Annotated in this window: 23 protein-coding genes; 14 read left to right on the top strand and 9 right to left on the bottom strand. The window is 62.6% G+C overall.

Translation table 11 applies throughout. The features are described from left to right. The first annotated feature begins 46 nt into the window (after positions 1-46). From yajC to QM716_RS13295, 6 genes are all read left to right on the top strand, one after another. Complete coding sequence (gene yajC / locus QM716_RS13270; protein WP_283304562.1) at positions 47-394, top strand: preprotein translocase subunit YajC; 348 nt, start codon at positions 47-49, stop codon at positions 392-394. Between the two features lie 237 nt (positions 395-631). Next, positions 632-2,353, top strand: coding sequence for a protein translocase subunit SecD (gene secD / locus QM716_RS13275; protein WP_283304563.1), 1,722 nt, complete (start codon positions 632-634; stop codon positions 2,351-2,353). Continuing rightward, positions 2,350-3,576, top strand: a complete 1,227-nt coding sequence (gene secF, locus QM716_RS13280; RefSeq protein ID WP_283304564.1) for a protein translocase subunit SecF — start codon at positions 2,350-2,352, stop codon at positions 3,574-3,576. The genes secD and secF overlap by 4 nt, the downstream gene beginning before the upstream one ends. A 2-nt stretch (positions 3,577-3,578) precedes the next feature. Further along, a complete protein-coding gene (locus tag QM716_RS13285; RefSeq protein WP_283304565.1) occupies positions 3,579-5,306 on the top strand; it encodes an ABC transporter substrate-binding protein in 1,728 nt (575 codons plus the stop codon). Beyond that, on the top strand, positions 5,303-5,881 hold the full coding sequence (locus tag QM716_RS13290; protein ID WP_502942049.1) for an adenine phosphoribosyltransferase: 579 nt from the start codon (positions 5,303-5,305) through the stop codon (positions 5,879-5,881). Before QM716_RS13285 ends, QM716_RS13290 begins: the two co-directional genes overlap by 4 nt. A gap of 98 nt (positions 5,882-5,979) precedes the next feature. Then, positions 5,980-8,391: a RelA/SpoT family protein gene (locus tag QM716_RS13295; RefSeq protein ID WP_003943344.1), complete on the top strand. Its 2,412-nt coding sequence runs from the start codon at positions 5,980-5,982 to the stop codon at positions 8,389-8,391. A gap of 52 nt (positions 8,392-8,443) precedes the next feature. Here QM716_RS13295 and QM716_RS13300 read toward each other — a convergent pair whose 3' ends face one another. Together QM716_RS13300 and QM716_RS13305 are read right to left on the bottom strand one after the other, a co-directional pair. Continuing rightward, positions 8,444-9,253, bottom strand: coding sequence for a peptidylprolyl isomerase (locus QM716_RS13300; RefSeq protein WP_502942030.1), 810 nt, complete (start codon positions 9,251-9,253; stop codon positions 8,444-8,446). A 17-nt stretch (positions 9,254-9,270) separates the two neighbouring features. After that, positions 9,271-10,152 (bottom strand): peptidylprolyl isomerase, encoded by an 882-nt coding sequence (locus tag QM716_RS13305; protein WP_283304566.1) that lies wholly within the window; start codon positions 10,150-10,152, stop codon positions 9,271-9,273. Between the two features lie 194 nt (positions 10,153-10,346). On the opposite strand from QM716_RS13305, the gene QM716_RS13310 reads away from it, so the two are divergent. From QM716_RS13310 to QM716_RS13325, 4 genes are all read left to right on the top strand, one after another. Next, a complete protein-coding gene (locus QM716_RS13310; protein ID WP_283304567.1) occupies positions 10,347-11,027 on the top strand; it encodes an MBL fold metallo-hydrolase in 681 nt (226 codons plus the stop codon). 15 nt (positions 11,028-11,042) lie between these two features. After that, entirely contained in the window at positions 11,043-12,314 is a 1,272-nt protein-coding gene (hisS, locus tag QM716_RS13315) for a histidine--tRNA ligase (RefSeq protein ID WP_283304568.1), read from the top strand. Beyond that, positions 12,304-12,933 (top strand): hypothetical protein, encoded by a 630-nt coding sequence (locus tag QM716_RS13320; protein ID WP_283304569.1) that lies wholly within the window; start codon positions 12,304-12,306, stop codon positions 12,931-12,933. Before hisS ends, QM716_RS13320 begins: the two co-directional genes overlap by 11 nt. A gap of 66 nt (positions 12,934-12,999) precedes the next feature. Next, the gene (locus QM716_RS13325; RefSeq protein ID WP_283304570.1) at positions 13,000-13,989 is read left to right on the top strand and encodes a malate dehydrogenase; all 990 of its coding nucleotides are present in this window, start codon (positions 13,000-13,002) and stop codon (positions 13,987-13,989) included. Positions 13,990-14,036: 47 nt separating this feature from the next. On the opposite strand, the gene QM716_RS13330 is transcribed toward QM716_RS13325, so the two are convergent. Both QM716_RS13330 and QM716_RS13335 read right to left on the bottom strand, forming a co-directional pair. After that, entirely contained in the window at positions 14,037-15,404 is a 1,368-nt protein-coding gene (locus QM716_RS13330) for a hypothetical protein (RefSeq protein WP_283304571.1), read from the bottom strand. Then, positions 15,401-15,730 (bottom strand): type VII secretion target, encoded by a 330-nt coding sequence (locus tag QM716_RS13335; protein WP_283304572.1) that lies wholly within the window; start codon positions 15,728-15,730, stop codon positions 15,401-15,403. Before QM716_RS13335 ends, QM716_RS13330 begins: the two co-directional genes overlap by 4 nt. A 172-nt stretch (positions 15,731-15,902) precedes the next feature. Between QM716_RS13335 and otsB the strand changes: the two genes are divergently transcribed. Then, positions 15,903-16,691, top strand: coding sequence for a trehalose-phosphatase (otsB, locus tag QM716_RS13340; RefSeq protein ID WP_283304573.1), 789 nt, complete (start codon positions 15,903-15,905; stop codon positions 16,689-16,691). Between the two features lie 435 nt (positions 16,692-17,126). On the opposite strand, the gene QM716_RS13345 is transcribed toward otsB, so the two are convergent. The 4 genes from QM716_RS13345 to QM716_RS13360 all read right to left on the bottom strand — a co-directional run bounded on the left by QM716_RS13345 (position 17,127) and on the right by QM716_RS13360 (position 20,532). Continuing rightward, entirely contained in the window at positions 17,127-17,918 is a 792-nt protein-coding gene (locus tag QM716_RS13345) for an ABC-2 transporter permease (RefSeq protein WP_283304574.1), read from the bottom strand. Then, on the bottom strand, positions 17,918-18,892 hold the full coding sequence (locus QM716_RS13350) for an ABC transporter ATP-binding protein (protein ID WP_283304575.1): 975 nt from the start codon (positions 18,890-18,892) through the stop codon (positions 17,918-17,920). Before QM716_RS13350 ends, QM716_RS13345 begins: the two co-directional genes overlap by 1 nt. Positions 18,893-18,973: 81 nt before the next feature. Next, entirely contained in the window at positions 18,974-20,032 is a 1,059-nt protein-coding gene (locus tag QM716_RS13355; protein ID WP_283304576.1) for a BUD32 family EKC/KEOPS complex subunit, read from the bottom strand. Further along, positions 20,029-20,532 (bottom strand): nuclear transport factor 2 family protein, encoded by a 504-nt coding sequence (locus tag QM716_RS13360; RefSeq protein ID WP_283304577.1) that lies wholly within the window; start codon positions 20,530-20,532, stop codon positions 20,029-20,031. The genes QM716_RS13355 and QM716_RS13360 overlap by 4 nt, the downstream gene beginning before the upstream one ends. Positions 20,533-20,705: 173 nt before the next feature. Here QM716_RS13360 and QM716_RS13365 point away from each other — a divergent pair, with 173 nt between their 5' ends. The 3 genes from QM716_RS13365 to QM716_RS13375 are packed head-to-tail and all read left to right on the top strand — an operon-like array spanning position 20,706 to position 24,787. After that, positions 20,706-21,326, top strand: a complete 621-nt coding sequence (locus QM716_RS13365) for a TetR/AcrR family transcriptional regulator (RefSeq protein WP_283304578.1) — start codon at positions 20,706-20,708, stop codon at positions 21,324-21,326. Beyond that, positions 21,326-23,089, top strand: coding sequence for a 3-oxosteroid 1-dehydrogenase (gene kstD / locus QM716_RS13370; protein ID WP_283304579.1), 1,764 nt, complete (start codon positions 21,326-21,328; stop codon positions 23,087-23,089). Before QM716_RS13365 ends, kstD begins: the two co-directional genes overlap by 1 nt. A 15-nt stretch (positions 23,090-23,104) precedes the next feature. Next, complete coding sequence (locus QM716_RS13375) at positions 23,105-24,787, top strand: ABC-F family ATP-binding cassette domain-containing protein (protein ID WP_283304580.1); 1,683 nt, start codon at positions 23,105-23,107, stop codon at positions 24,785-24,787. A 17-nt stretch (positions 24,788-24,804) separates the two neighbouring features. Here the strand turns inward: QM716_RS13375 and QM716_RS13380 are convergent, their stop codons facing one another. Continuing rightward, a complete protein-coding gene (locus QM716_RS13380) occupies positions 24,805-25,452 on the bottom strand; it encodes a hypothetical protein (protein ID WP_283304581.1) in 648 nt (215 codons plus the stop codon). Between the last annotated feature and the right edge of the window lie 28 nt (positions 25,453-25,480).

Raw genomic sequence — 25,480 nt, forward strand, 5'->3', positions numbered from 1 at the left:
ACCGGCGCGGCGTAAAACGTGCAACACAACCGAGGTTGATCAACACATGTCGAGTTTGCTTTTCCCCCTCTTGATCCTCGCACTGCTCGTGCCCATGTTCCTGGGCATGCGCAAGCAGAAGAAGGCCGTGGCCGCGACTTCCGAGATGCAGGACTCGCTGCAGGTCGGCGATCGGGTGCAGACCACAGCCGGGCTCTACGCCACGATCGCTTCGCTGGACGACGACACCGTGGACCTCGAGATCGCGGACGGTGTCATCACCACCTGGTCGCGTCTGGTCATCCGTGAGCGCGTCGTCGAGACGACCGAGACCGACGAGTACGACGACGACTCGATTTCCGAGATCGAAGAGTCCGCTACCGACACCGAAATCCGGCTCACCAAGGAGTCCTGACTTCGTCGACCTGGTACGTGCTCTCGAGTTGTGAACTCGGACACGCGTCCATATCGGTTTGTCCGTAGTAGTTCTTTCACCGTAGTGGTTCTTTCACCAGGGCAGTTCTTTCACCCACAGCTCAGTTCACCCCGTTGATCAATCGTTGCAGTTCGAACGCCGCAGCTCGGGTGGTCGTCGACCACCCGAGCCGTGCACTTACTGAAGCTCTGCACATACTGAGGAGACTTAAAGATCGTGGCACCTTCCACCGGAACGGTGCATCCGGTCCGCTACCTGGCCCTTTTCGGGGTCCTGGTGGTGGCACTGTATGCCCTGGTGTTCTTCACTGGAGACAAGTCGGCCACGCCGAAACTCGGCATCGACCTGCAGGGTGGAACGCGCGTCACGTTGACCGCTCGTACCCCGGATGGCAGCGCTCCGAGTCAGGACAGTCTCAAGCAGGCGCAGGAGATCATCGAGACCCGGGTCAACGGTCTCGGCGTTTCCGGCTCCGAGGTCGTCATCGACGGTGACAACCTCGTCATCACCGTTCCCGGTGACGACAGCGCACAGGCCCGCTCGCTCGGTCAGACCGCCCGCCTCTACATCCGGCCGGTGACCGGTTCGATCGATGTCGCCACCCGTGACGCGAGCCGGACTGCGACACCCGAGACACCAGCGGCCGAAACTCCGGCTACTGATGCTCCGGCTCCCGAAGCGCCCGCTGACGGGACTCAGACTCCGCAGAACCGTCCGTTCCTGGCTCAGGACCCGACAACTCCCGAGGTAGCGCCCGCGCCGGGGACAACGACTCCGGCACCCACCGGGGACGCGTCGAGCGACGGCACCGACGAAGGCGACGCAGCAGCAGCGGAAATCGCCGCAGCGCGCGCCCTCCGGCAGAGCAGTGATCCGACCGTCCAGCAGCAAGCAGTGGCGAACCTCGACTGCTCCGTCGCAGATCCACTTCGTGGAAACGACGACCCCACGCTGCCGCTGGTCGCGTGCTCGCAAGACGGACTGAACATCTATCTCCTCGGTCCCTCGATCATCGACGGCCAGGAGATCGCCGACGCCTCGTCGGTCTTCAACTCACAGCAGTCGCGTCACGAGATCAGCCTCTCGTTCAAGACGACGGGCAGCAACACATGGGCCGCGTTCACCTCAGCCAACATCGGCAAGCAGGCAGCGTTCACGCTCGACTCGAAGGTCGTCAGCGCTCCCACGATTCAAGGCGCAACGCCCGCGGGCAGCGCCACCTCGATCACCGGCAGCTTCACCGCTGACAGTGCCAAGGAATTGGCCAACACGCTCAAGTACGGTTCGCTTCCGCTGTCGTTCGCGGCCTCGGAAGCCGAGACGGTCTCGGCCACGCTCGGCCTGGCGTCACTGCAGGCGGCACTGATCGCCGGCGCGGTGGGTCTTGTGCTCGTTCTGCTGTACTGCCTCGTCTACTACCGCATGCTCGGCGTCCTGACGGCGTTGTCGCTGATTCTCTCGGGAGTCATGGTTTACGCGATCATGGTTTTGCTCGGTAGATACATCGGCTTCACACTCGACCTGGCCGGTATGGCTGGTCTGATCATCGGTATCGGTATGACCGCCGACTCGTTCGTCGTGTTCTTCGAACGCATCAAGGACGAAATGCGTGAGGGCCGTAGCTTCCGCTCGGCGGTGCCACGCGGTTGGGCGCGAGCGCGTCGGACCATTCTTTCCGGCAACGCGGTGAGCTTCATCGCCGCTGCAGTTCTGTACGTGCTGGCGGTCGGTCAGGTGCGAGGCTTCGCCTTCACCTTGGGCCTGACGACCATCCTCGACGTGATTGTCGTGTTCCTCGTGACGTGGCCACTGGTCAGCATGGCGTCCCGTTCGGCGTTCTGGTCCAAGCCCAGCGTCAACGGTCTCGGCGCAGTGCAAGAGGTTGCCCGCGAACGTAAGGTTGCCGCCGCTGCGTCGGCTAAGGAGACACGAGCATGAGCGAGTCCAACAACAATGCCTCAGTGGGGTCCTCCAACAGTTCCTCGGCGGAGTCCGCAGACGCCACAGCCCGATCGGAGATCACCGACTCGGGCGTCGATCAGGGCGCGATGCCCAAGCACAGCTGGCTCTCACGGCTGTACACCGGAACGGGTGCGTTCGAGGTCGTCGGCAAGCGTCGCTTCTACTACGGACTGACCGGCGCTCTGGTCGCTATCGCGCTGCTGAGCATCATCCTGCGCGGCTTCACCTTCGGTATCGATTTCGAGGGTGGATCGCGCATTCAGTTCCCGGCCGAGGGTGGAGTCGAGACATCGGCGGTCGAAACCGTTTACTCCGACACGCTCGGGTTCGAGCCGGTAACGGTGCAGACGGTCGGCTCGGGTGCCAGTGCCACCGTGCAGATTCGGTCGGAGACGTTGAACGCGACGCAGATCAACGAACTGCAGTCGGCACTCTTCGACGAGTTCCAGCCCAAGGACAAGGACGGGAACCCGTCGGCGCAAGCCATCAGTTTCGCGGACGTGAGTGAAACCTGGGGCGGCCAGATCACCAAGAAGGCGCTGATCGCGCTGATCGTGTTCCTGGTGATCGTGAGCATCTACATCGCAGTCCGCTTCGAGAGAGACATGGCGGTAGCCGCGATCGTCGCGTTGTTCTTCGACATCATCGTCACCGCCGGCGTCTACTCGCTCGTCGGTTTCGAGGTGACTCCCGCGACGGTGATCGGCCTGCTCACCATTCTCGGCTTCTCGCTGTACGACACGGTGGTCGTGTTCGACAAGGTCGAAGAGAACACTCGCGGTGTTCTGCACCTGACGCGCCGGACGTACGGCGAGCAGGCCAACCTCGCGGTGAATCAGACCCTGATGCGATCGATCAACACGACTGTCATCAGTGTGCTTCCCGTGATCGCACTGATGGTGGTCGCGGTCTGGATGCTCGGCGTCGGCACACTCAAGGACCTTGCGCTCGTTCAGCTCGTCGGAATCATCGTGGGTGCGTACTCCTCGATCTTCTTCGCGACGCCGCTCCTGGTGTCGATGAAGGAACGCTGGGGACCCGTCGCCGCCCACACTCGTAAGGTGCTCTCCCGCCGGGCTACGCTGGCCGAGAAGGGTACGCAGACGGTTGCCGTCGGCGCTCCAGTTGCACGTCGTGCGCCGGTTGCTCCGCAGCCGGGTGCGCGGCCGACCGGAAAGCGAAACAAGAAGGGGCACTGAACATGCTCCCAACACGCACACTGGTTCGATCGATGACGTTCGTTGCAGCCACCGCGGTGGCTGCGGGTTCGTTGGCGGCCTGCTCGGAAAGCGCCGAGCAGGTTCCGTCCATCGGATACGCCATCGACAACTCCATCACCACGTACAACGCCAACACGACAGCTGGGTCGGTGTCCGGAGCGATGGCCGCGTTCGGCCGGGTGCTTCCCGGTTTCACGTTCACCGGTCCGGCGGGGGCGCCTGTGTCGGACACCGACATCGGAACGGCGTCGGAGTTGCCCAGTGACGTGCTCACCGTCTCGTACAAGCTCAATCCGGCTTCCGTGTACTCCGACGGGATTCCGATGTCCTGTGACGATCTGGTCCTCACGTGGGCAGCGTCGAGTGGCAGGTTCACCGAAGACGTCGACGGTGCCGTCAAGCCCATGTTCGACACGGCGAACAATCTCGGTTACGCGGACATCGACCGGATCGACTGCCAGAGCGGGTCGAAGGACGCGACGGTGTTCTTCAAACCCGGGCGATCGTTCACCGATTGGCGTTCGTTGTTCGGTGCGACTGCGTTGATGCCTTCACACATCGTGACGCAGCGCACGGGCGTCAGCGACGTGGTGAGCGCGGTGAATGCCGGTGACACCGAAGCGTTGTCGAAGATCGCGGACTTCTGGAACATCGGGTGGAACCTGACTCCAGGTCAGGTGGACACTTCGGTACTGCCTTCCGCCGGACCGTATCGAATCGACTCGTACAGTGCCGACGACGGTCTGGTGCTGGTCGCGAACGAGCGGTGGTGGGGTAACCAGCCGGCGACCGATCGCATCGTCGTCTGGCCGCGTGGTGTGAATCTGAACGAGGATCTCGACAAGAACTCGATCGAGGTCGTCGACGTCGCTTCCGGGTCGGCAGGCGAGCTCGGTACGCCGTCCGGTTTCGACGTCCAGCAGATTCCGTCGCGGTCGATCGAGCAGTTCGTTCTCGCGACGTCTGGTTCTCTGGGCGACGAAGCCGCGCGGCGAGCGTTCGCGCATTGTGTTCCGCGGTCAGCGTTGTTCGAGAAGTTCGGGCAGACGGAGAATGCGCCGCAGGCCGGCCTGGGCTCCGGCGTGGTCGATTCGCGACTGATGGCGCCGGATTCACTGGTCTACAGCGACGCCGCTGCGGTCGACGGTGATCGGTACGCCAATTCCGACGTCGAGGCTGCGAAGACTTCGTTGTCGGAAGCGGACCTCGAACAGTTGACCGTCCGAGTCGGGTACCTGGCGCCGGACCCGGTGCGGGCGCAGATCGTCTCCGAAGCCAAAGCCGCGTGTGCTCCGGCGGGAATCACGATCGAGGACGCGAGTAGCGAGAGCTTCGATCCTGCGAATCTGTCGTCAGGGGGAGTCGACGCTGTGCTTTCCGGCATGGCCGGCAAAGTCGGGGCAGGGGGAACAGCGAGCATGATCGACGCGCGCGGCGCGTTGCGATCGGGCAACGGCGCGAACCTAGGCAATTACGGAAACGCGAGGATCGATCAGATCATCGATCAGTTGAACGTGGATGCGAGCACGAGTGCGCAATTGGGACTCTCGGTGGAGGCGGAGAACATCCTCTGGACTCAGGTGCCTACGATTCCACTGTTCAATCAACTACGAACTGTCGCTGTAGCTCCAGGCATGTCGGCAGTCTTGGTCAATCCGACTCGGGCCGCTACCGGCTGGAACATGGACAGATGGGTACTACGCAGATGACCGTCTCGAATGGCGTTGCAATGCACACGCCTGAAGAATTGATCGCAATCCACCGGGCTGCCGGAGACGCCGTTGTTCGGCTGACCCGCTGGGCAGACAACTTCCCGGGCCCTGGAGTGCGGTTCGCCGATCTGACTCCGGTGTTCGCCGACGCCGAGGGATTCGGCGCCGTGCTCGACGCTCTTGTCGCCTGTGCCCCGGACGCCGACACGATCGCGGCCGTCGATGCCCGCGGATTCCTGCTCGGTGCCGGCGCAGCCGCGAAGATGGGTGCTGGGGTGGTGGCCGTGCGCAAGGTCGGCAAATTGCCGCCGCCGGTGCTCTCTCGCTCGTACAGCCTCGAGTACGGATCGTCGACTCTCGAGATCCCGGCAAACGGCTTCGATCTCACCGGGCGGAACGTTCTGGTGATCGACGACGTTCTGGCTACCGGAGGGACACTCGAGGCGGCTGTACAGTTGGTTGAGTTGGGTGGAGCGAACGTCGTCGGCGTCGCAGTGGTACTCGAGATCGAGGAATTGCGCGGTCGAGATCGCTTCTCGAAGTACCCACTGACATCCCTGGTGAAGGTCTGAGTATTAAAGTTGTCTCCTGGGGGTCGAGTTAGACCTCCAGGGCAATTACCCGATGCAGGGCGGTTGCCTCATCCAACTCGGTGGTAGGAGGTGGCGACATGACGTCGAATCTTGATCGATCACAGAACTCGGGTGCAGTGTCGCAGGAGACGGGTGCAGTTCCCGCTCCGGAGACGACACCATCGAAGTCCGCGGTGCCCGACGATTCGGGATCTGCGCAAACTACTGGCAATCGGGGTGGGCAGAACCTGGCCGTGCCCGCTTCCGCCTCTCGTAGGGTGCGCGCTCGGCTTGCTCGGCGCATCACCGGTCAGCGCAACGCCACCATCCGCCCGGTGCTCGAGCCGTTGGTCAGCCTCCACCGTGAGCTGTATCCGAAGGCCGACCTCGCGCTGCTCCAGCGTGCGTACGACGTCGCCGAGGACAGACATTCGAGCCAGCGGCGCAAGTCCGGCGATCCGTACATCACGCATCCGTTGGCCGTCGCAAGCATTCTGGCCGAGTTGGGAATGGACACCACCACTCTCGTTGCCGCCCTTCTGCACGACACGGTCGAGGACACCGGTTACTCACTCGAAGAGTTGACCAAGGATTTCGGTGACGAGGTCGCTCACCTCGTCGACGGAGTCACCAAGCTCGACAAGGTCGTTCTGGGCACCGCAGCCGAGGGCGAAACCATCCGCAAGATGATCATCGCAATGGCGCGGGACCCGCGCGTGCTCGTGATCAAGGTTGCGGATCGACTGCACAACATGCGCACGATGCGATTCCTGCCGCCCGAAAAGCAGGCGCGCAAGGCGCGAGAGACTCTCGAAGTCATTGCGCCACTTGCGCATCGTCTCGGTATGGCTACCGTCAAGTGGGAACTCGAGGACCTCTCGTTCGCGATCCTTCACCCGAAGAAGTACGACGAGATCGTTCGACTGGTCGCAGATCGCGCGCCGTCTCGTGACACCTATCTGGCCAAGGTTCGGGCAGAGATCAACTCGACTCTGTCCGCCTCACGGATCAACGCCATCGTCGAGGGCCGGCCCAAGCACTACTGGTCGATCTATCAGAAGATGATCGTCAAGGGCCGCGACTTCGACGACATCCATGATCTGGTCGGCGTCCGCATTCTGTGCGAAGAAGTGCGTGACTGTTACGCCGCGGTCGGCGTTGTCCACTCGCTGTGGCAACCGATGGCCGGTCGCTTCAAGGACTACATCGCACAGCCGCGCTACGGCGTCTACCAGTCGCTGCACACCACCGTCGTGGGACCGGAAGGCAAGCCACTGGAGGTCCAGATCCGGACCCAGGACATGCACCGGACCGCGGAGTTCGGTATCGCCGCGCACTGGCGGTACAAGGAGACCAAGGGCAAGCACGCGGGCGACATCGCCGAGGTCGACGACATGGCGTGGATGCGTCAGCTACTCGACTGGCAACGTGAAGCGGCTGATCCGGGGGAGTTCCTCGAATCGCTACGTTACGACCTCGCGGTCAAGGAGATCTTCGTCTTCACACCGAAGGGTGACGTCATCACGTTGCCTGCCGGATCGACTCCCGTCGATTTTGCATACGCCGTGCACACCGAAGTCGGGCACCGATGCATCGGTGCCAGGGTCAACGGCAGATTGGTCGCGCTCGAACGAACTCTCGAAAACGGCGAAGTGGTGGAGGTCTTCACGTCGAAGGCTGCCACCGCCGGGCCGAGTCGCGATTGGCAGACGTTTGTCGTCTCCCCACGCGCCAAGGCGAAGATCCGGCAGTGGTTCGCGAAGGAACGCCGTGAGGAGGCGCTCGAGTCCGGCAAGGATCAGATCGCGAAGGAAGTCCGCCGTGTGGGACTTCCGTTGCAGCGGTTGATGAATGCCGAATCGATGAGCACCATTGCGCACGAACTTCGTTATCCCGACGTCTCCGCGTTGTATACGGCCGTAGGCGAGAGTCAGGTGTCGGCGCACCACGTCGTGCAGCGTCTGGTTGCTCATCTGGGCGGCGTCGGCGCCGTCGAAGAGGAACTGGCCGAGCGTTCGACGCCGTCGACCATGCCGGTGCGCACACGCAGCACGGGCGACTCCGGAATCCTGGTTCCCGGGGCTCCCGGCACGGTGGCAAAGCTGGCGAAGTGTTGCACACCGGTTCCGGGCGATTCGATTCTGGGCTTCGTCACGCGCGGTGGGGCAGTCAGCGTGCACCGTACCGACTGCACCAACGCCAACTCGCTCCACGATCAGTCGGAGCGAATCATCGACGTCGAATGGGCGCCGTCAGCGACGTCGGTGTTCCTGGTTGCGATCCAGATCGAGGCGCTCGATCGTCATCGGTTGCTTTCCGACGTCACCAAGGCGTTGGCCGACGAGAAGGTGAACATCCTGTCCGCCTCAGTCACCACCTCCGGTGACCGGGTGGCGATCAGCAAGTTCACCTTCGAGATGGGCGACCCGAAGCACCTGGGTCATGTGCTCAACGTGGTTCGCAACGTGGAAGGCGTCTACGACGTCTACCGCGTGACTTCTGCCTCGTAGACTGCTGTGCGCCTTTATTGACCGCGGGCGGTTAATAAAGGCGCACAAGGGGTCAGGCGACTACTGCAGTCTCGATGGTGATCGGGGTGTTCGGTGCGCCGCCACCGGTTGCGCCCATGCCACCGTCGTCGCCGTCGGCCGCGATCTTCTCGATGGTCGCCAGGCCTGCGTCGTCGATGGTGCCGAAAACCGTGTAGTTGGGCGGCAAGACCGAATCCTCGTAGACGAGGAAGAACTGGCTGCCGTTGCTACCCGGGGCACCCGAGTTGGCCATTGCCAGCGTGCCGCGGGGGTAGACGACCGGCGAGGACAGCGCCGGATCGTTCGCGGAGTACGCAGTGGTGGGGTACTCGTTGTCGAAGCCGTAGCCCGGTCCGCCCGTTCCCTTGCCCGACGGATCGCCGCACTGCAGGATCTGCAAACCGGGGCTGGTCACGAGTCGATGGCACGGGGTGTCGTCGAAGTACTTCTGCTCGGTCAGACTCACGATGCTGTTGACCGTGCACGGGGCTTCGGCCCGGTTCAGTTGCATCCCGATCGGGCCGGCCGTCGTCGTCAAGGCCACGGTGACGATGCCCTCGGTGGACACGCCGGTGGAGCTCGGTGGATTGACGGTCTTCGCTGCACCCGCCGCGCTCGGGTACGAGCAGTCGACGGTTGCAGCGGCCTGAGCCGGGACCGGCGGGAGTGCCTCGAACTGTGACATGTCGAGCGGCGGCATGGCAGCCGTTGTGGTCTTCGCCTTGGAGGTGCTGGACGGCGAGTCCGAGCTACCGGAATCACTGGAACAACCGGCCAGAAGCAGAGCCGCGGCACTTGCAGCGGCAATGATCACGGGAAAGCGGATCACGGGAAAGCGCATCACAGGATTGTGTCGCATCAGTCGAGCCTTACTGTCTTGATGTCGGTGGTCAGATTCGGCTTGCCGTCACCCTCGGGCGTCGATCCGCCGGCCGCGACCTTGTCCAAAGTGGCGAGCCCGGTCTCGTCGATCGTGCCGAAAACCGTGTACTGGGGCGGAAGCTGCGAGTCGCCGTATACGAGGAAGAACTGGCTGCCGTTGCTACCGGGTGCCCCGGTGTTTGCCATTGCAACCGTGCCGCGCGCGTAGGTGACTGCCTCTTGCGCTGCGGGGTCGGTGGCGGCGTACGCCGTGGTGGGGAACTCGTTGTCGAATCCGTACCCCGGGCCGCCGCTGCCGGTGCCGGAGGGATCACCGCACTGAAGAACCTGGAGCGAGGGGCTCGTCGTCATACGGTGGCAGGTGGTGTCGTTGAAGTAGTCCTGCTGCGCCAAGCTCACGAAGCTGTTGACCGTGCACGGAGACTTCGTTCCGTCGAGCGTGAGCCCGATGTTCCCCTGTGACGTTTCGACGCTGATGCTCGGCGTCGCGTCCGGTGCGGTGGTGGGGATGCCATCGGTACGAGGAGGGTTGTTGGCCTTGGACGCGGTAGCACCGTCGGCCGGGTACGAGCAGGAAACCGTGTCGGCCAGTGGCGTCGACAGACCAGCAGGCATCGCACCCGCAGTCTGCGGCGTGAGGCTCGAGTCGTCGGCTGCAGTGTTGGTGGTGTTCGCGTCGTCGTCACTGCGGTTGCTCAACCAGATGAGGCCGCCGACGACACCGACTACGACAACTACGCCGAGTGCAGTTCCGGCTATCGTCATCTGCTTGCGCTTGCGGGCACGTTCTGCGCGACGTTCGAGCTGACGCTCGAGCTTGCGTTTCGCCGCCTCGCGGCGTTGCTCGTTACTCGGCACTGCTGTAGTCCTCCGTATCGCGGGTGGATCGTGGTCGGCCGGCCGAGCGACACCCTGTGGTCGGCTTCGGCAAGCGGCTCTACTCGTCGTCAGAGTCTCCCATTGCAACCTGAGAACTTACTGGCGGGGCAGCAGCTTAGGCTGTAACCGACACCGTGTTGTTCGTTTCCGCCCTTCGAAGAGGAGTTGCCCCCGTGCTCGTCACTGGTTTTCCGGCCGGGATGTTCCAAACCAACTGCTACATACTCGCCCAGGACGACGCGTGCGAATGCGTAGTCGTCGACCCGGGGCAGGATGCGGCCGAGCCGCTCTTCGAATATCTCGACTCGAAGGACATGACGGTCAACGCGGTCCTCCTGACACACGGTCATCTCGATCACGTGTGGTCGGCCCGCGAGGTCTGTGAGCGGTATTCCGTACCCGCGTACATCCATCCCGAGGATCGCTACATGCTCAGCGATCCGGCACGGGGGATCGGCCCGACGATGAAGGAATTCATCCAAGGCATGACATTCGTGGAGCCGGACGAGGTGATCGAACTGGCCGACGGCGACAAGATCACCGAGGCGGGAATGACGTTCGTCGTCGACCACACACCCGGGCACACGCAGGGATCCGTGGTGTTCCGAACCCAGGCGAACACCGAGGACGGACCCGTGGACTTGGCGTTCACCGGTGACACCCTGTTCCAGGGTTCCATCGGGCGCAGCGACCTGCCCGGCGGAAATCACGAGCAGTTGCTCGCCTCGATCGCCCGCAAGCTACTGGTACTCGGTGACGAGACCGTGGTCCTGCCCGGGCACGGCGGCAACAGTTCGATCGGCGCCGAGCGACGCTCGAACCCGTTTCTCGTTCGACTCAGCGCACAAGAATAAGGAAAAGTACCTCTCGTGAGTAAAGCCAGCACCTTTTCTGCACCCAAAGGCATTCCGGACTACGTTCCGCCGCAGTCAGCCGAATTCGTCGCCGTTCGTGACGGTTTGACGCGCGCCGCCAGGTTGGCCGGGTACGGCCACATCGAATTGCCGATCTTCGAAGACACCGGCTTGTTCGCGCGCGGCGTCGGCGAGTCCACCGACGTCGTCAGCAAAGAGATGTACACGTTCGCCGACCGTGGCGACCGTTCGGTGACGTTGCGTCCCGAGGGAACCGCCGGCGTCATGCGTGCCGTCATCGAGCACAGCCTCGATCGTGGACAGTTGCCTGTCAAGGTCAGCTACGCGGGCCCGTTCTTCCGCTACGAGCGCCCGCAGGCCGGTCGCTACCGCCAGTTGCAGCAGGTTGGCGTCGAGGCCATCGGGATCGACGACCCCGCACTCGACGCTGAGGTCATCGCGATCGCCGACGCCGGGTTCCGGTCGTTGGGGCTCGACGGCTTCCGCCTCGAAATCACCTCTCTCGGCGACGACACCTGCCGCCCGCAGTACCGCGAACTGCTGCAGGAGTTTCTCTTTGCACTTCCGCTCGACGAGGACACGCGTCGACGCGCGGAGATCAACCCGCTCCGGGTGCTCGACGACAAGCGCCCGGATGTACGTGAGATGACTGCGGGCGCACCGCTCATGCTCGATCACCTGTCGGAGAGCTGCAAGGCCCACTTCGACGAGGTGCTCGCGCACCTCGACGCCTTGGGTGTGCCCTATGTCGTCAACCCGCGCATGGTTCGCGGCCTCGATTACTACACCAAGACGACCTTCGAATTCGTGCACGACGGACTGGGCGCGCAGTCCGGAATCGGCGGCGGTGGTCGTTACGACGGTCTGATGGAACAACTGGGCGGACAGCCGCTCTCGGGGATCGGGTTCGGAATCGGCGTCGACCGCACGGTTCTCGCTCTCGAGGCCGAGGGAAAGTCGGTTGCGCCACCGGCACGTGTCGATGTCTTCTGTGTGCCGATGGGCGCCGATGCGAAGGCGGCACTGGTGAAGATCGCGCATCAGTTGCGTGCCAACGGAATTCGTGTCGACCTGGCGTACGGAAATCGTGGCGTGAAGGGCTCGATGAAAGCAGCTGATCGTTCGGGTGCCGCAATCGCGTTGGTTCTCGGCGAGCGTGAGCTCGAAGAGGGCCTCGTCGTTGTCAAACAGTTGGCAACAGGTGAGCAGGAGACGGTTGCGCTCGACCAGGTTGTCGACAAGCTCGGGGATCTCGTTGAGCACTGAGGCCGAACCGGTTTCGCTCGATCTGGTTCCCGTGGCGTTGATCGCGCCGCGGCTGAAGAAGTTCGCCGTTGTTGTCGTGGTGTTCGGTGTGGTCGTCGGGTTGATCGTCAGTGTGTTCTCGACGGCGACCGTTGGAGTGATCGTCGGCGCCGTCATCGCGGTGCCGACGTCACTGGCGATTCTGATGACGCTGCGACGACACATCACGTTGTACGGCAACAGGGTTCGTGCGCAAGCTGGTTTTCGAACCAATGACGTCGACGTGGCCGAGGTACTCACAGCGGCGTTGACGGTGCGATCCGGGCGGATCAGCGAGGTCAGCCTGACACTCGGCGACGGACGGTCCACCGTTCGGATCCCGCTCGCGCTGTATACCGCGGGGGGTGGGCGTGAGTTGGAGATCCTTGCACTCCGCAAGCTCGCCAACGCCCTCGCTGCCAGCGAGTTGGTACCGGCTGCCGCGTTGTCTTCGGTGCTGATCGAACAGTTGCGTGCCGAAGCCCGCGGCGCCGGACTGGCCGAGCGTCCGCTGTACCGCGCCGTCGAACTCGTGACGGCGGAGGGTCGAGTGCCGAGAACCACACTGACAGACCACGAAGTGGCCGGATTACTCGACTAGCGTGGAAACCGTTCTTACAGCGTTGTAGAACGGACAGTCGTGAAAACGGCAGGTGAGGAGTCGGCAATGAGTATTGCGCCCGTAACCGTCACGGTGACCGGAGCGTCGGGTCAGATCGCATACGGCATGCTTTTCCGCATAGCTGCGGGGGAGATGCTCGGCGCTGACGTCCCGATCAAACTTCGACTGCTCGAGATTTCCGCCGCCGTGTCCGCTGCCGAAGGCGTTGCGATGGAACTCGAAGACGGCGCATTTCCCTTGCTGAGCTCCATCGACATCACCGACGATCCAGAAGTCGCCTTCTCCGGCGCGAACGTCGGCATGCTGGTCGGTGCGCGTCCGCGGAGCAAGGGGATGGAGCGCGCCGACCTGCTGAGCGCGAACGGCGCGATTTTCGCAGCGCACGGGAAGGCGATCAACAACAACGCAGCCTCGGACGTCAAGGTGCTGGTTGTGGGAAACCCGGCCAATACCAACGCACTTATCGCGATGAACAACGCGCCGGATGTACCCGACACTCGGTTCAGTGCACTGACGCGTCTCGACCACAACCGAGCGATCGCCCAGGTGGTGAAGAAGACCGGCGTTCGTGCGTCGTGGGTCCGCAAAGTGTCCGTCTGGGGAAACCATTCGGCGACGCAGTACCCGGATCTGTCACATGCGACCGTCGCGGGCAAGCCTGCGCTCGCGGTGATCGACGATCACGACTGGGTGGAGAACGATTTCATCCCGACAGTGCAGGTGCGAGGCACCGCCATCATCGCTGCGCGCGGATCGTCTTCTGCGGCAAGTGCGGCCAGCGCGTCGATCGACCACGTCCGCGACTGGGTGATCGGTACTGCCGAGGATGACTGGGTATCGATGGCCGTGTGTTCGGACGGTTCCTACGGAGTACCCGAAGGATTGATCTCGTCCTTCCCGGTGACCTGTGCCGGTGGTGAATTCGCCATAGTTCAGGGCCTCGCGATCGACGACTTCTCGCGCGAACGGATCGACCTGTCCGTCAGCGAATTGGAGCAGGAGCGTGCGTCGGTCCGGGAGCTGGGCTTCGTCTGAGTTGAACTGCCCCCCCGGTCCGGTGACACCCGACCGGGGAGTCCCGATCAGAGATCTCGGAACAGGTACTGATCGGGATCCTCGGCGCCGAGCACGGGCGGCGACACCATCGGTAAATCGTCGACCATCGAATTTTCGTCGCCGGCATTGACGAGATACCCCGGTGTGGTGCGTGACGACTCGGCGTCCCGCGATCCGCTGCCCATCATTCCCCCGGGCGTCATTCCCCCGGGGGTCATACCTCCGCCGCCGACCGCCGCCGAAGTTGCACCCAGGCCGGGCGTTGCCGCCGGAACCGGTTGAACTGCAGCAACTCCCGCTGCGCCTCTCATCATTCCACCGCTCGCGCCGTTCCCACCCACCCATGCTCCACCGGATCTCGCTGTCGCACCGGGTGACGGCGACCCGCCGGCTGCGAGTGACGTCGACGGATTACCTGCGCCCCACAGCTTGTCGACGCCGGTCGGAAGTCCGGCGCCTGCCTGCGCTGCCGAGGTCCGAACTGCGTCGGCGCCTGGGTGGGTGGAGTACGGTGCGTCGCCGGCATCGGTTGATGCAGACAGCTGCGACGCCGACGCAGCTGATGCCGATAGAGGTTGGGCGATCTGGCGGGCGGCGTCGGCGATTGTCTCCGGGCCGGCAAGATTGGCGATCGCCTCACTGATCGGTGGAGTCGGAACGGGGATCGACCCGGCAAGGGCGTTCATGGCAGCGGTGTGCCCGAGCATTTCGCCGCGAGTCTGAGTCACCGCCGCGACGGCTGCCTGCATGTGTTCAGCTGCGGAGGCGAGCAACATCGCCTGCCCGGGTGGTGTCCACACGATAGGTGCAGCAGCCGCAACCGTGGTGGCGAAGGACTGCGCGATCGCCGCGAGATTTGCATTGCCTCGCTGCACCGATTCCGCGGCGGCAACAGTGGTTTTCGATATCGCGGTTCCGCGTTCGCTCAGTTCTGCGCCGCTGTTCTGTGCGGATCGCGACAGTTCGGTCGCGGCGTCACTGCCGGTGCTGTTCCATGTCTGCCCCACCTCGGCGACCGCGCTTTTGGACAGTCCCATGGCTTGGTCGATCAGCGTGGACGCCTGGTTGAAGATGCCGACGGGATCGATGCCGGGAAAAGCGCCTGTGCCGAGACTCCTCACGAGTTCGATCAACGGCGCGAACAGATCTTCGATTCCGGGGAGCGCCGGAACCGGTTTGCCCGCGAGCATCGAGTCGACCGCGTTGTTCGGCAGCGCCGGGGCCTGTGGAGTGCCGAGGAAGCTCGGTATCGACGGCAGGCTCGGAAGTGACGCGAGCAAATCCGAGAGATCCTCGAGCACAGACAAGGTCAGTGCCGGGTCCGGCGCACCACCTTGAAGGAGTTCGAGGACCGTAGTCGATTCGTCTTCGGTGTTGACGCGATCGGTGTTCACGCTCTCACACTCGTCGATCCAGCTGCGCCGGTCAGATCTGACGCGATTGCATGGTCTGTCGTGTCGTAGGCCTGTGCGGCTGCACCGGCAGTCGCCGCGTTGCCGGCGTAGAACGTAGCGAGTGCTGCTACATCTTTGGTGTGTGTGGCCTGAGCGCGCGCGAATGCTTCGAGAAATTCGATCCCCACGGGGCCAACGGCCGGTGCGACGGCCGCGATGTTGGCGCCCAGATCGACGACGGCGGCCTGCGCGATGTGTCCTGCCGCTTCGGCCGACGTCGAGCCGTACTTACGGATGTCGTCAGTGACGACAGTCAATTCGCTCATCATTACCCCCCAGTTGGTAAGCGTCGTGAGAACTGTATCGGCCAGAGTCCGCCCTTGCACGGAGAGAACGCGACTTCCCCAGCAGTTCCGGACAACTTGGACGAAGTGGCAGAGATTACATTCGGATCCGGTGGTGGTATTGCGGGTGCGATCGATTTGGCACACTCGAACCATGCGAACCGCTTCGGACGTCATCCTCCGACTCACGTCCGATCCAGCTCGTTCGGGACTGGTGATGGATTTCGACGGTGTGCTTGCACCCATCGTCGATGATCCGTCGGCGAGTGCACTCCTGCCGGGCGCCGAGGATGTGCTCGCGACTCTGACGAAGCACCTCGGTGTAGTCGGCCTGCTTTCGGGGCGGCCGGTGTCGTTTCTGCGAGAACGGCTGAGTCTGGATTCGGTTGTACTCATGGGTTCCTACGGCGTCGAAACGTGGACCGAAAACGGAATCGACGTGCTTCCGGCCGTCGCGGCGTTCAGTGATGCCGTCGCTGAAGCAGAAGCCGAACTGCGCCGCTTGTTCGACTCTCCGGCAGTTCCTGGCATCCATGTCGAGAGCAAAGGCCTTGCGGTGGCCGTGCATTGGCGTCGGGCTGCCGATCGAGCGTCCGCGCAGCGCCTGGTGGAAGCAGCGACAACAGAAATCGCGAGCCGGACCGGGTTGCATCGTGAGCCCGGCAAGCTGGTCGAAGAATTGCGCCCACCCGTCAAGGAGGACAAGGGGACAGGTCTTCTTCGTGCGATCGAGGCGGCGGGAGTCGACGTCGTCGCGTACGCAGGTGACGACCGCGGCGATCTACCAGCATTTGCTGCGGCCATCGCATCCGGGGGAGAAGCGCTGGTGGTCAAGGGCGATGACATTGCACCAGAAGTTGCCGCCGTCGACGGCGTCCAGTTCGACGGCCCGCAGGCATTCCTGGGTTGGATGAAAGAGCTTGCCGCGCAACTCGAACGCTGAAGCGTGAGGTCAGTCCGCCAGGAACTCGACTAGCGTACACTGTAAAGGGCAAAGGGGCCCCACGGAACGAGTGTCCGACGATTGTTGCGCGTTCGATTTCGAGCACGTCGAGCATGACCTTCAGGTCGTCGATCACAGTGTTGAGAGTGGCGCGGTGGCCTTCCTTCAAGTCGTCGAACCTTCGATGTTCAACTCCGGCGCCATGCAGGAAGACCACACATTTTCGGTCGAGCGCCGGCGTGCGCAATACACGCATTTCGGTGCTCGGAGTGGAAATGGTCTGGGTTGTCAGAGTCTGCATCGCTGTCCGTTGCCATTCGAATAGAAGTGAGCCTTCCTAATTTGTGGGGACCGTGGGTTCTGCCAAAGCAAAAACAACCGCACCGGAAGGGTTCCGGTGCGGCCAGTTCTGGTCATGGTTAGTTTGTGACTCGGTCAGGCGTCGCGCTTGTTGACGACAGCGATGCTGATTCCGAATATCACCAGAACAAATGCTGCGAAGTAGAACAGGCTTCCCCAAGGGCCCCAATGGAAATTGGTGCTCGAACCCGAAGAGAGGAAGTGGTCGGCGTTGGCGAATGGGAGGAACGGTGTGACGTTTCTTCCGAAGGATCCGAACATGCCGAACAGGCTCTCGATGAGGAGTGGCCACAGTAGCAGTAGTGCAATAGCGCCGGCGGACTGACGCAGGAGTGCTCCCACGGCAATAGCAAGGGCGACGCAGAGGAACGCGAAGATCGGTACGCCGTAAACGGCGCGCCAGGCATCGGCACTGTCGAGCGCCAGATTGGTGGAACCTTCAGAGCCTGCAGCAGCTTTGGTGATGAACACCGCGCCCAGCATGAGAACGAAGGACAGCACCGCGCCGAAAGCCCCGATCAGGCCGGCTTTGGCGATCAGAACCGAAGCCCGACTCGGGATGGCTTGGAAGGTAGTACGGATGATGCCGAAGCGGTACTCGCTGGTGATCGCGAGGGCCGCCATGATCATCAGGACCATGACGCCGAATCCGGATACTCCTAGCCCCGCGTCATTGAACGTGGGGAGAAACTTCTCGAAATCAGGAGTTCCCGTAGCGGCTTCATCGTTGTACGCCTGAATGCTCGAACTTGACGAACGCCCGATCATCCAGGCGACGCCCAACCCTAGGACGATGATTGTAATCGTGCACCACAGCGGCGACTTGGTCGTGGTGATCTTGATACGTTCAGCACTGAGAACAGCCATTACAGTGCACCTCCCATAGCGTTCTGTGTGTTTGCGTGGTGTGCACCAGCACCCGGATCGACACCGGACGCGTGGTACTGGACATCGTCTCCGGTCAACTTCATGAACGCATCCTCGAGCGACCCCTGCACAGACGCCAACTCGTACAACACGATTCCCTGCGAACCAGCCACACCGCCGATCACATCGGTGGTCGAATCCACCACCACCAACACCGGCTCCGAGCCTGAATGGTCCTCGCGGACAGTCAGTCCGTGGGCAGTCAATGCGGCATGGAGAGCGTCCAATTGTGGGCTGCGCACCCGCACAGTCGACTCCGACGAACGATCCACGAACTCCTTCACCGTCGAATCAGAAATCAACCGACCCCGGCCGATCACCACCAACTGCTCCGCCGTCAACGCCATCTCCGAGAGAAGGTGACTCGACACGAGCACGGTGCGACCCTCGGTCGCCAACCGCTGCATGAACTTACGAATCCAGACGATGCCCTCCGGATCGAGACCGTTGACCGGCTCGTCGAACAACAACACCTTCGGATCACCCAACAACGCACCCGCCAACCCCAGACGCTGCGACATACCCAACGAGAACCCGCCGGCCTTCTTGCCCGCCACCTCGGACAATCCGACCAACCCGAGCACCTCGTCGACGCGGGACTTCGGGATCCCGTTCGAGGCGGCCATCCACTGCAGATGCGCCCGCGCACTGCGATTGGGGTGCACCCACTTCGCATCCAACAACGCCCCCACCGTCCGCAACGGCGTCGTCAACTCGCGGTACGGCTTGCCGTCGATCAACGCCGAACCCGACGTCGGCTGATCCAAACCCAGAATCATCCGCATCGTCGTCGACTTGCCTGCACCGTTCGGGCCCAGAAAGCCCGTCACGATGCCCGGCTTGACCGTGAACGACAAATCGTCCACCGCTTTCGTCGGTCCGTAAACCTTGGTCAATCCCCTCAGTTCAATCATGAGGAGAACTGTGCCCTACCGGGACTGACCAGCGCATCGGTCCGGAGGATGACATGAACCCTGAGATGTGGAGACGGCAGTTCAGGGAAAACCCTGTCCTCGACCGGATCTCGGAACAGCCGCTATATGAGGGTAGGGCGCGTCGAAGTCGCCGTCGAACAATCGCCAGTAGAAGGCGTTCATCTCCGCAGCGGCAGGTGCGTGGCGGGTCAAGATCGCGGCCACCTCCGGTGCCACATCGCCCGGGATATGACCTGTGGCGCACCGGCGTACGTACTCGTTGCGGGCGACTGGTCCGCCGCTCGTCGGCCTCGGTACCCCGCAGACCTCGGTCACCAACCAGTTGACCAGAAGCATGGCGGCGTAGTCGGCGTCATGAGTGGCATGACTCCGGGCGAAGTCGTGCTCGGCAGTCGACAGGTCGAAGTGAGGCGATGTGGCCAGTCCGAAGTCGCTGAGATAGATCCGCTCCATGTCGGTGCGCATATTGCCGAAATGTCCGTCCATGTGCAGCAACTGTCGATCGCGTAAGAACGCCACGATCTCCGATAACTGTCGCTCGACTTCGGCAGCCTTGCCGGCCGGGTTGTCTTGCAGCCAATCCGATATCGGGTGTGCGATGTACTCGCAGAACAGAACGAGGCTGCATGGTGCAGCCGCGAGCGCCTCGAGGCGTGCCCGCACTGCCGGGCTGCCTCCCTGAGCGGCAAGCACCGCGTCGATGTCGGCATGTTCGGACGCAACAGGCGAGCGGTCGGGCAACACCCGCCAGTGGTAAAGCATTGGGAACGACTGTGTTTCGCCGGCCAGAACCGCATCGGTGACGATGACGTTTGCGGCGAGCTCTCGCCAGGCGTTGAAGCTCGGGCCCCCAATGCCGTACTGGCAGAACATGGGTAGGTCGAAGAGGTTGGAAGTGGAGCCCACGTCGGCGAGCTCTCGTTCGCTCAATGGAATGCGTTTGGTGAATACCGGAACGCCGTTGAGCCTGTTTTCGCCGACACTGACGATTCCTGCGGCGCCGCCCACTCCGACACTCGAATCTTGAGCAGTGTCTACCAGCTGGGCCAGGTCGGCATCGTTCTGGGAAGACAGGAATCCCGATAGTTTTCGGTACCGGTCAGCCCTGACGTCTGTCATTCCATGACTGTGCCACAGGTTCGTCCGGCTTCGATTTCGCGAAGCCGCTTGTCGAAGTCACCGATTCTGGCCGTGTCCTCGTAATAGTCCTCCTGCTCGATGATCTTCCCCCACTTGGTTCGAACGAGAAGCACTGTCCGATTTTGGTATATGACGGAGCCGTTGGGGCCGAGCGCTCGGTCATTGAAACGCGCGAGCAGAGTCATGCGCCAGAGTGGACCACCGAAATACGCTTCGGTGACTTCACCTTGAAGCCCGGCGGCGACGAATTCCTGGAGAAATTTCGCAATGTGGTCCCTTCCGTCGTGCACGCCGGCCCACCGATGATCGCCGTCGGCGAATCTCAGTACTGCGTCACGGTGATATGAGCCCAGTAGCGGACGGTAGTTCCCGCAGTTGAGCGCCCGGACGTCGCGCCTGAACTTGAAGAGCAAGGCTTTGCGCAGTAGCGATCGGGAGACGATCGCCGTTCCGAGGCCGGCCGCAAACCATCGTTTCATCTTCGAAGCTTGTCGTGGAATCGAATGCCCTGTCAACGAGACGCTGGGGTAGGAAATGCTGGAGTCGGCCGAAATCTGACAGTAGATTGGATATTGACAGTAACTGTCATAATGGGTGAGACTCGCATTATCGAGAGTGGCCGGATCTCGGCCGAGGCGAGAGGGCGTTGCTGATGTCACTACGGGAGAGACAGCGGTTGCAGGTGCGAGCAGACATTCAACGTGCGGCATTCGAACTGTTCGCGCGTGACGGTTTCGAAGACGTGACCACCGAGCAGATTGCGTCGGCGGCGGGGGTGTCGGCGAGCACGTACTTTCGGCACGTTCGTAACAAGGAGGATCTGCTGTTGGATCCGGTCAGGCAGGGCGGTGCCGGAATCGTGACACTGCTCGAGGATCGCCCGGCATCCGAGTCGGCTGATCTCGCGATCTCACGGGCAATCCTCGAGCGTTCCAATGCTTTCGAGTCCTCGGAGATCGATCAGTGGCGATCGGCGTTCCGTACCGCGCCACACCTGATGGATCGAGTCGCGCTGATCGCGCCCGAACATCGTGATCGGTTGGTCGAGTTGGTGGCACAACGTATGCAACTCGATCCGGAAAACGACAGCCGCCCAGGACTTCTCGTTCATTTGATGTTGGCTGCGGCGGAGTTCGGCTATCGGCAATGGATACGTAACCCCCAAAAGCGCGGGGCATCACTTCCGGTGTGCGTCGAGGGGGCGCTCGATGCCGTTCGAGGATCCCGGTGGCACACGCAGGACGAAGATGACACGAAAGGTCGTGACCAGTGATGGACGAGAACTCTCAGGGCGCCGTGCCGCCCGTAGTAGATGTGCCCGTAGTGGATGTGGTTGTTGTCGGATCGGGGGCGGCCGGCATGTCCGCAGCCATCACCGCAGCCCGCAACGGACTCTCGACGATACTCGTGGAGAAGTCCGAATACTGGGGCGGTTCGTCGTCCCGGTCCGGGGGCGGAGTGTGGATTCCGGGAAATTCGATACTTCGCCGCGAGGCGCCGGCAGACGATATCGACTCTGCGCGAACCTATCTGAAGAGCATTGTCGGCGAGGACGCGGACACCGATCGCATTGACACGTATATCGATCGAGGTCCCGAAGCCCTCGATTTCCTGATCAGGCATTCCGCTCTGGAGCTCGAATGGGTGAAGGGTTACTCCGACTACTTTCCCGAGGCGCCCGGCGGACTTGCAAGCGGGCGATCGTGCGAACCGCGTCCGTTCGACGCGCGAGCACTGGGCGACGATCTCGCGACACTTCATCCGCCGTACATGAAGGTTCCGCTCAACATGGTTGTCCAACAATCTGACTACCGTTGGCTGAGCACGGGGATTCGGCATTGGCGCGGGCCGGTACGAATGCTTCGGGTGGGAATGAGATCCCTGGCCGCGAAGGCCAGGAAGAAGAAGCTGATCGGGCTCGGACCAGCACTCATGGCGGAACTGATGCTCGGAGTTCGGGAAGCCGGAGTGCCGGTGAAGCTCGGAACGAAGCTTGTGGATTTGGTTACCGACAGTGGACGTGTGGTGGGCGTGCGACTCGAGTCCGGGGGAGTACAGACAACGCTGCACGCGCGATGCGGCGTCATCCTCGCGTGCGGCGGTTTCGACAACAACGACGACATGCGCAGCGAATATCAGCGTCGACCGAGTAGTGCGCAGTGGACTCTCGGGGCGCCGACAAATACCGGGGACGGTATCCGCGCAGCTCTGGGCGTCGGCGCAGCAATTTCGTACATGGACGACGCGTGGTGGGCGCCGTCGATTCCACTGCCCAAGGGCCCGTGGTTCGCCTTGGCGGAACGTTCGTTACCGCGCAGTCTGATGGTCAACGCCGGCGGGAATCGGTTCATGAACGAGTCACTTCCCTACGTCGAAGCGGCGCACGCAATGTTCGGCGGAAAACATGGCCGAGGTGACGGCCCTGCCGAGAACATCCCGGCCTGGCTGATTTTCGATCAGACTTACCGTGACCGTTACCTGTTCGCAGGAGTTCCGGCGCGCGGGCCGATACCTCGGTCGTGGATCGAATCGGGCGCGATTGTGCGAGCCGGATCGATTGCCGAACTCGCTGCCGAGATCGGAGTACCAGTGGATGCGTTGTCGGCGACGATCACACGATTCAACAGTTATGCGCGCGACGGAGTTGATCGCGACTTCGGCCGGGGGACAAGTAAATACGACCATTACTACGGTGACTGCACCAACAAGCCCAATCCCAGCCTCGGAGAACTCACCAAGGGGCCGTTCTACGCGGCGAAGATGGTCCCGGGCGATCTGGGAACCAAGGGCGGTATCAACACGGACGCTCGCGCGCGGGCGCTTCGCACGGACGGTTCGGTCATCGGCGGCCTCTATGCCGCCGGTAACACCAGTTCGCCGGTGATGGGTCATACCTATGCAGGCCCTGGCGCAACTATCGGTCCCGCAATGGTTTTCGGCTATCTGGCGGCACTCGACGCGGCCGCACGTTCTTCTGACGGCAGTGAGCTAGAGGCAGGCGAGCGAACAAATGGTTTGGCAGATCGACGCCGATAGGGTTCGCTTGAGCCCGTGACCCACCTCAACATCGCCGACGTCGACTACTTCCTCCCTGATGGTCGACAACTGCTCAGCGGCGTCAGCTTCCGGGTCGGCAACGGTGCCAAGACTGCACTGATCGGCCCGAACGGGACCGGCAAGACGACATTGCTTCGGATCATTGCCGGAGACGCCGTCGCTGACGAGGGCGCCGTCACCAGATCCGGAACACTGGGTGTGATGCGGCAATTCGTCGGTCAGGTTCGTGACGAGTCCACTGTGCGTGATCTCCTGTTGTCCGTCTCTCCGGCACCGATCCGCGACGCGGCACTGGCGCTCGACACCGCGGAGAACGCGATGATCGAGCGCGACGAAGAATCAACTCAGATGAAATACTCGCACGCGCTGGCCGATTGGGCCGACGTCGGCGGATACGAGACCGAAGACTTCTGGGACAAGGTCACTACCTCGGCCCTCGGTGTTCCCTATGACCGTGCGAAGTGGCGAGCTGCCAACTCGCTCAGCGGTGGCGAACAAAAGCGGTTGGTTCTCGAAGCGCTGTTTGCCGGGCCCGACGACGCACTTCTTCTGGACGAGCCGGACAACTACCTCGATGTTCCGGGGAAAAGGTGGTTGGAAAAAACGATCTCGGAATCGCCGAAAGTGGTCTTGTTCGTCAGCCACGATCGCGAACTGATCGCCAATGCGGCCACCCACATCGTGACTCTCGAACCCGGAATCAGCGGCGCGACATCGTGGACCCACGGCGCTGGGCTGGCCAGCTACCACCAGGCTCGCGAGGATCGCAACGCTCGCTTCGAAGAATTGCGCCGGCGCTGGGACGAAGAACACGCGAAACTGCGTGCCCTGGTTCTGCGATTGCGTGAAAAGGCCAAGTTCAACGACGGCATCGCTGCTCGGTATCACGCTTCGCAAACCAGGTTGGCGAAATTCGAGGAGGCAGGACCGCCAGAGGCAATTCCTCTGCAGCAGAAGGTGACGGTGCGACTGGCGGGTGGGCGAACTGCCAAGCGCGCCTTGGTCTGCCAGAGTCTTGAGCTGACGGGTCTGATGAAGCCCTTCGACACCGAGATCTGGTACGGAGACCGCGTTGCCGTGCTGGGCTCCAACGGGTCCGGAAAGTCGCATTTCCTCCGTCTCTTGGCGGGCGGTGGGACAGACCCTGGGACCGAGCATCTACCCGTCGAGGCGCTCGATATCGCGCCGGTTGAGCATGGCGGAACCGCGACGCTGGGTGCCCGCGTTCGTCCCGGGTTGTTTGCGCAGACACATTCCAGGCCCGATCTGACCGGAAACACGCTGCTCGAGATCCTGCATATGGGCGACGAACACCGCAACGGAATGGGGCGTGAAGCGGCTAGCCGGGCTCTTGATCGTTATGGACTGTCCCAAGCAGCGGAACAGAAGTACGACGACCTGTCAGGTGGTCAGCAGGCACGATTGCAGATCCTGCTCCTCGAGCTCTCCGGCGCCACGATGCTCTTGCTCGACGAGCCGACCGACAACCTCGACCTTCATTCGGCGGATGCGCTCGAGCAGGGAATCGCCCAGTTTGCCGGAACCGTCATCTCGGTCACCCATGATCGTTGGTTCGCACGCGGGTTCGACAGGTTCCTGGTCTTCGGATCGGATGGGAACGTGTACGAGAGTGAGTCGCCAGTTTGGGACGAGGCCAGGGTCGAACGAGCGCGCTGAGATCGAGCAGCCGCTCCCTACCTGGGGAGAGGCGGCAATTCGTCGATCACCGCGCGAAGAAGGCCCAGATCGCTGCGGTGCGGTCGGCTCGGGGGACACTGCGAAAGATCGAGCTGCGCCGGGAAGTGCCACACAACGCGACCTGGATCTACGCGGTCGACCGCCGAGTACCAGTGAGTGAGCGGCTCGGCGAGCGCCGCGTGAAGCTCGAAGTGGCGTCGGCGGCGGCTGTGGTCTTGTTCGCGCTGCAGTAAAAGTTGCTCCGGTGACGGTATCGAGATGACGGTCAGATCCGTGAAACCTAGTGTCAGCTGCGCAAAAGCGCTTTCGACTGCCAGGAGTTCGTGCTCGAATCGCTCCCGAGGTGCCGCGCCCACGGCGGCGAGGCACCAGCTGTAGTGCAGTTTCAGTGGGTCGCTGTCACAGAGCGCGATGCCGGTTCTCGATGCGAGTTCTTCCGCCTCCGACCATCGTATCGAGTTGACCGTTGCCCAGTAACGTGCCTGTACTTCGAAATTTGTTCCGTCCGGCTCGCGGCCGGTGGGCTGGTATTCGGCCACGAATCCTTCCATCGCGGTTTCTCCACCGAGTTGGGCTCGGCACCAGGTGGTCTTGCCGGCGGCGCTGGGTCCTTCTACTGCGATGATCACCTGTTCATTCTCCATAACGATTGGGGCGGTTGGTTTTTGCCCG

Origin of the sequence: Rhodococcus sp. IEGM 1409 (assembly GCF_030056735.1) — a bacterium.
In the GTDB taxonomy this organism is placed as follows: Bacteria; Actinomycetota; Actinomycetes; order Mycobacteriales; family Mycobacteriaceae; genus Rhodococcus_F.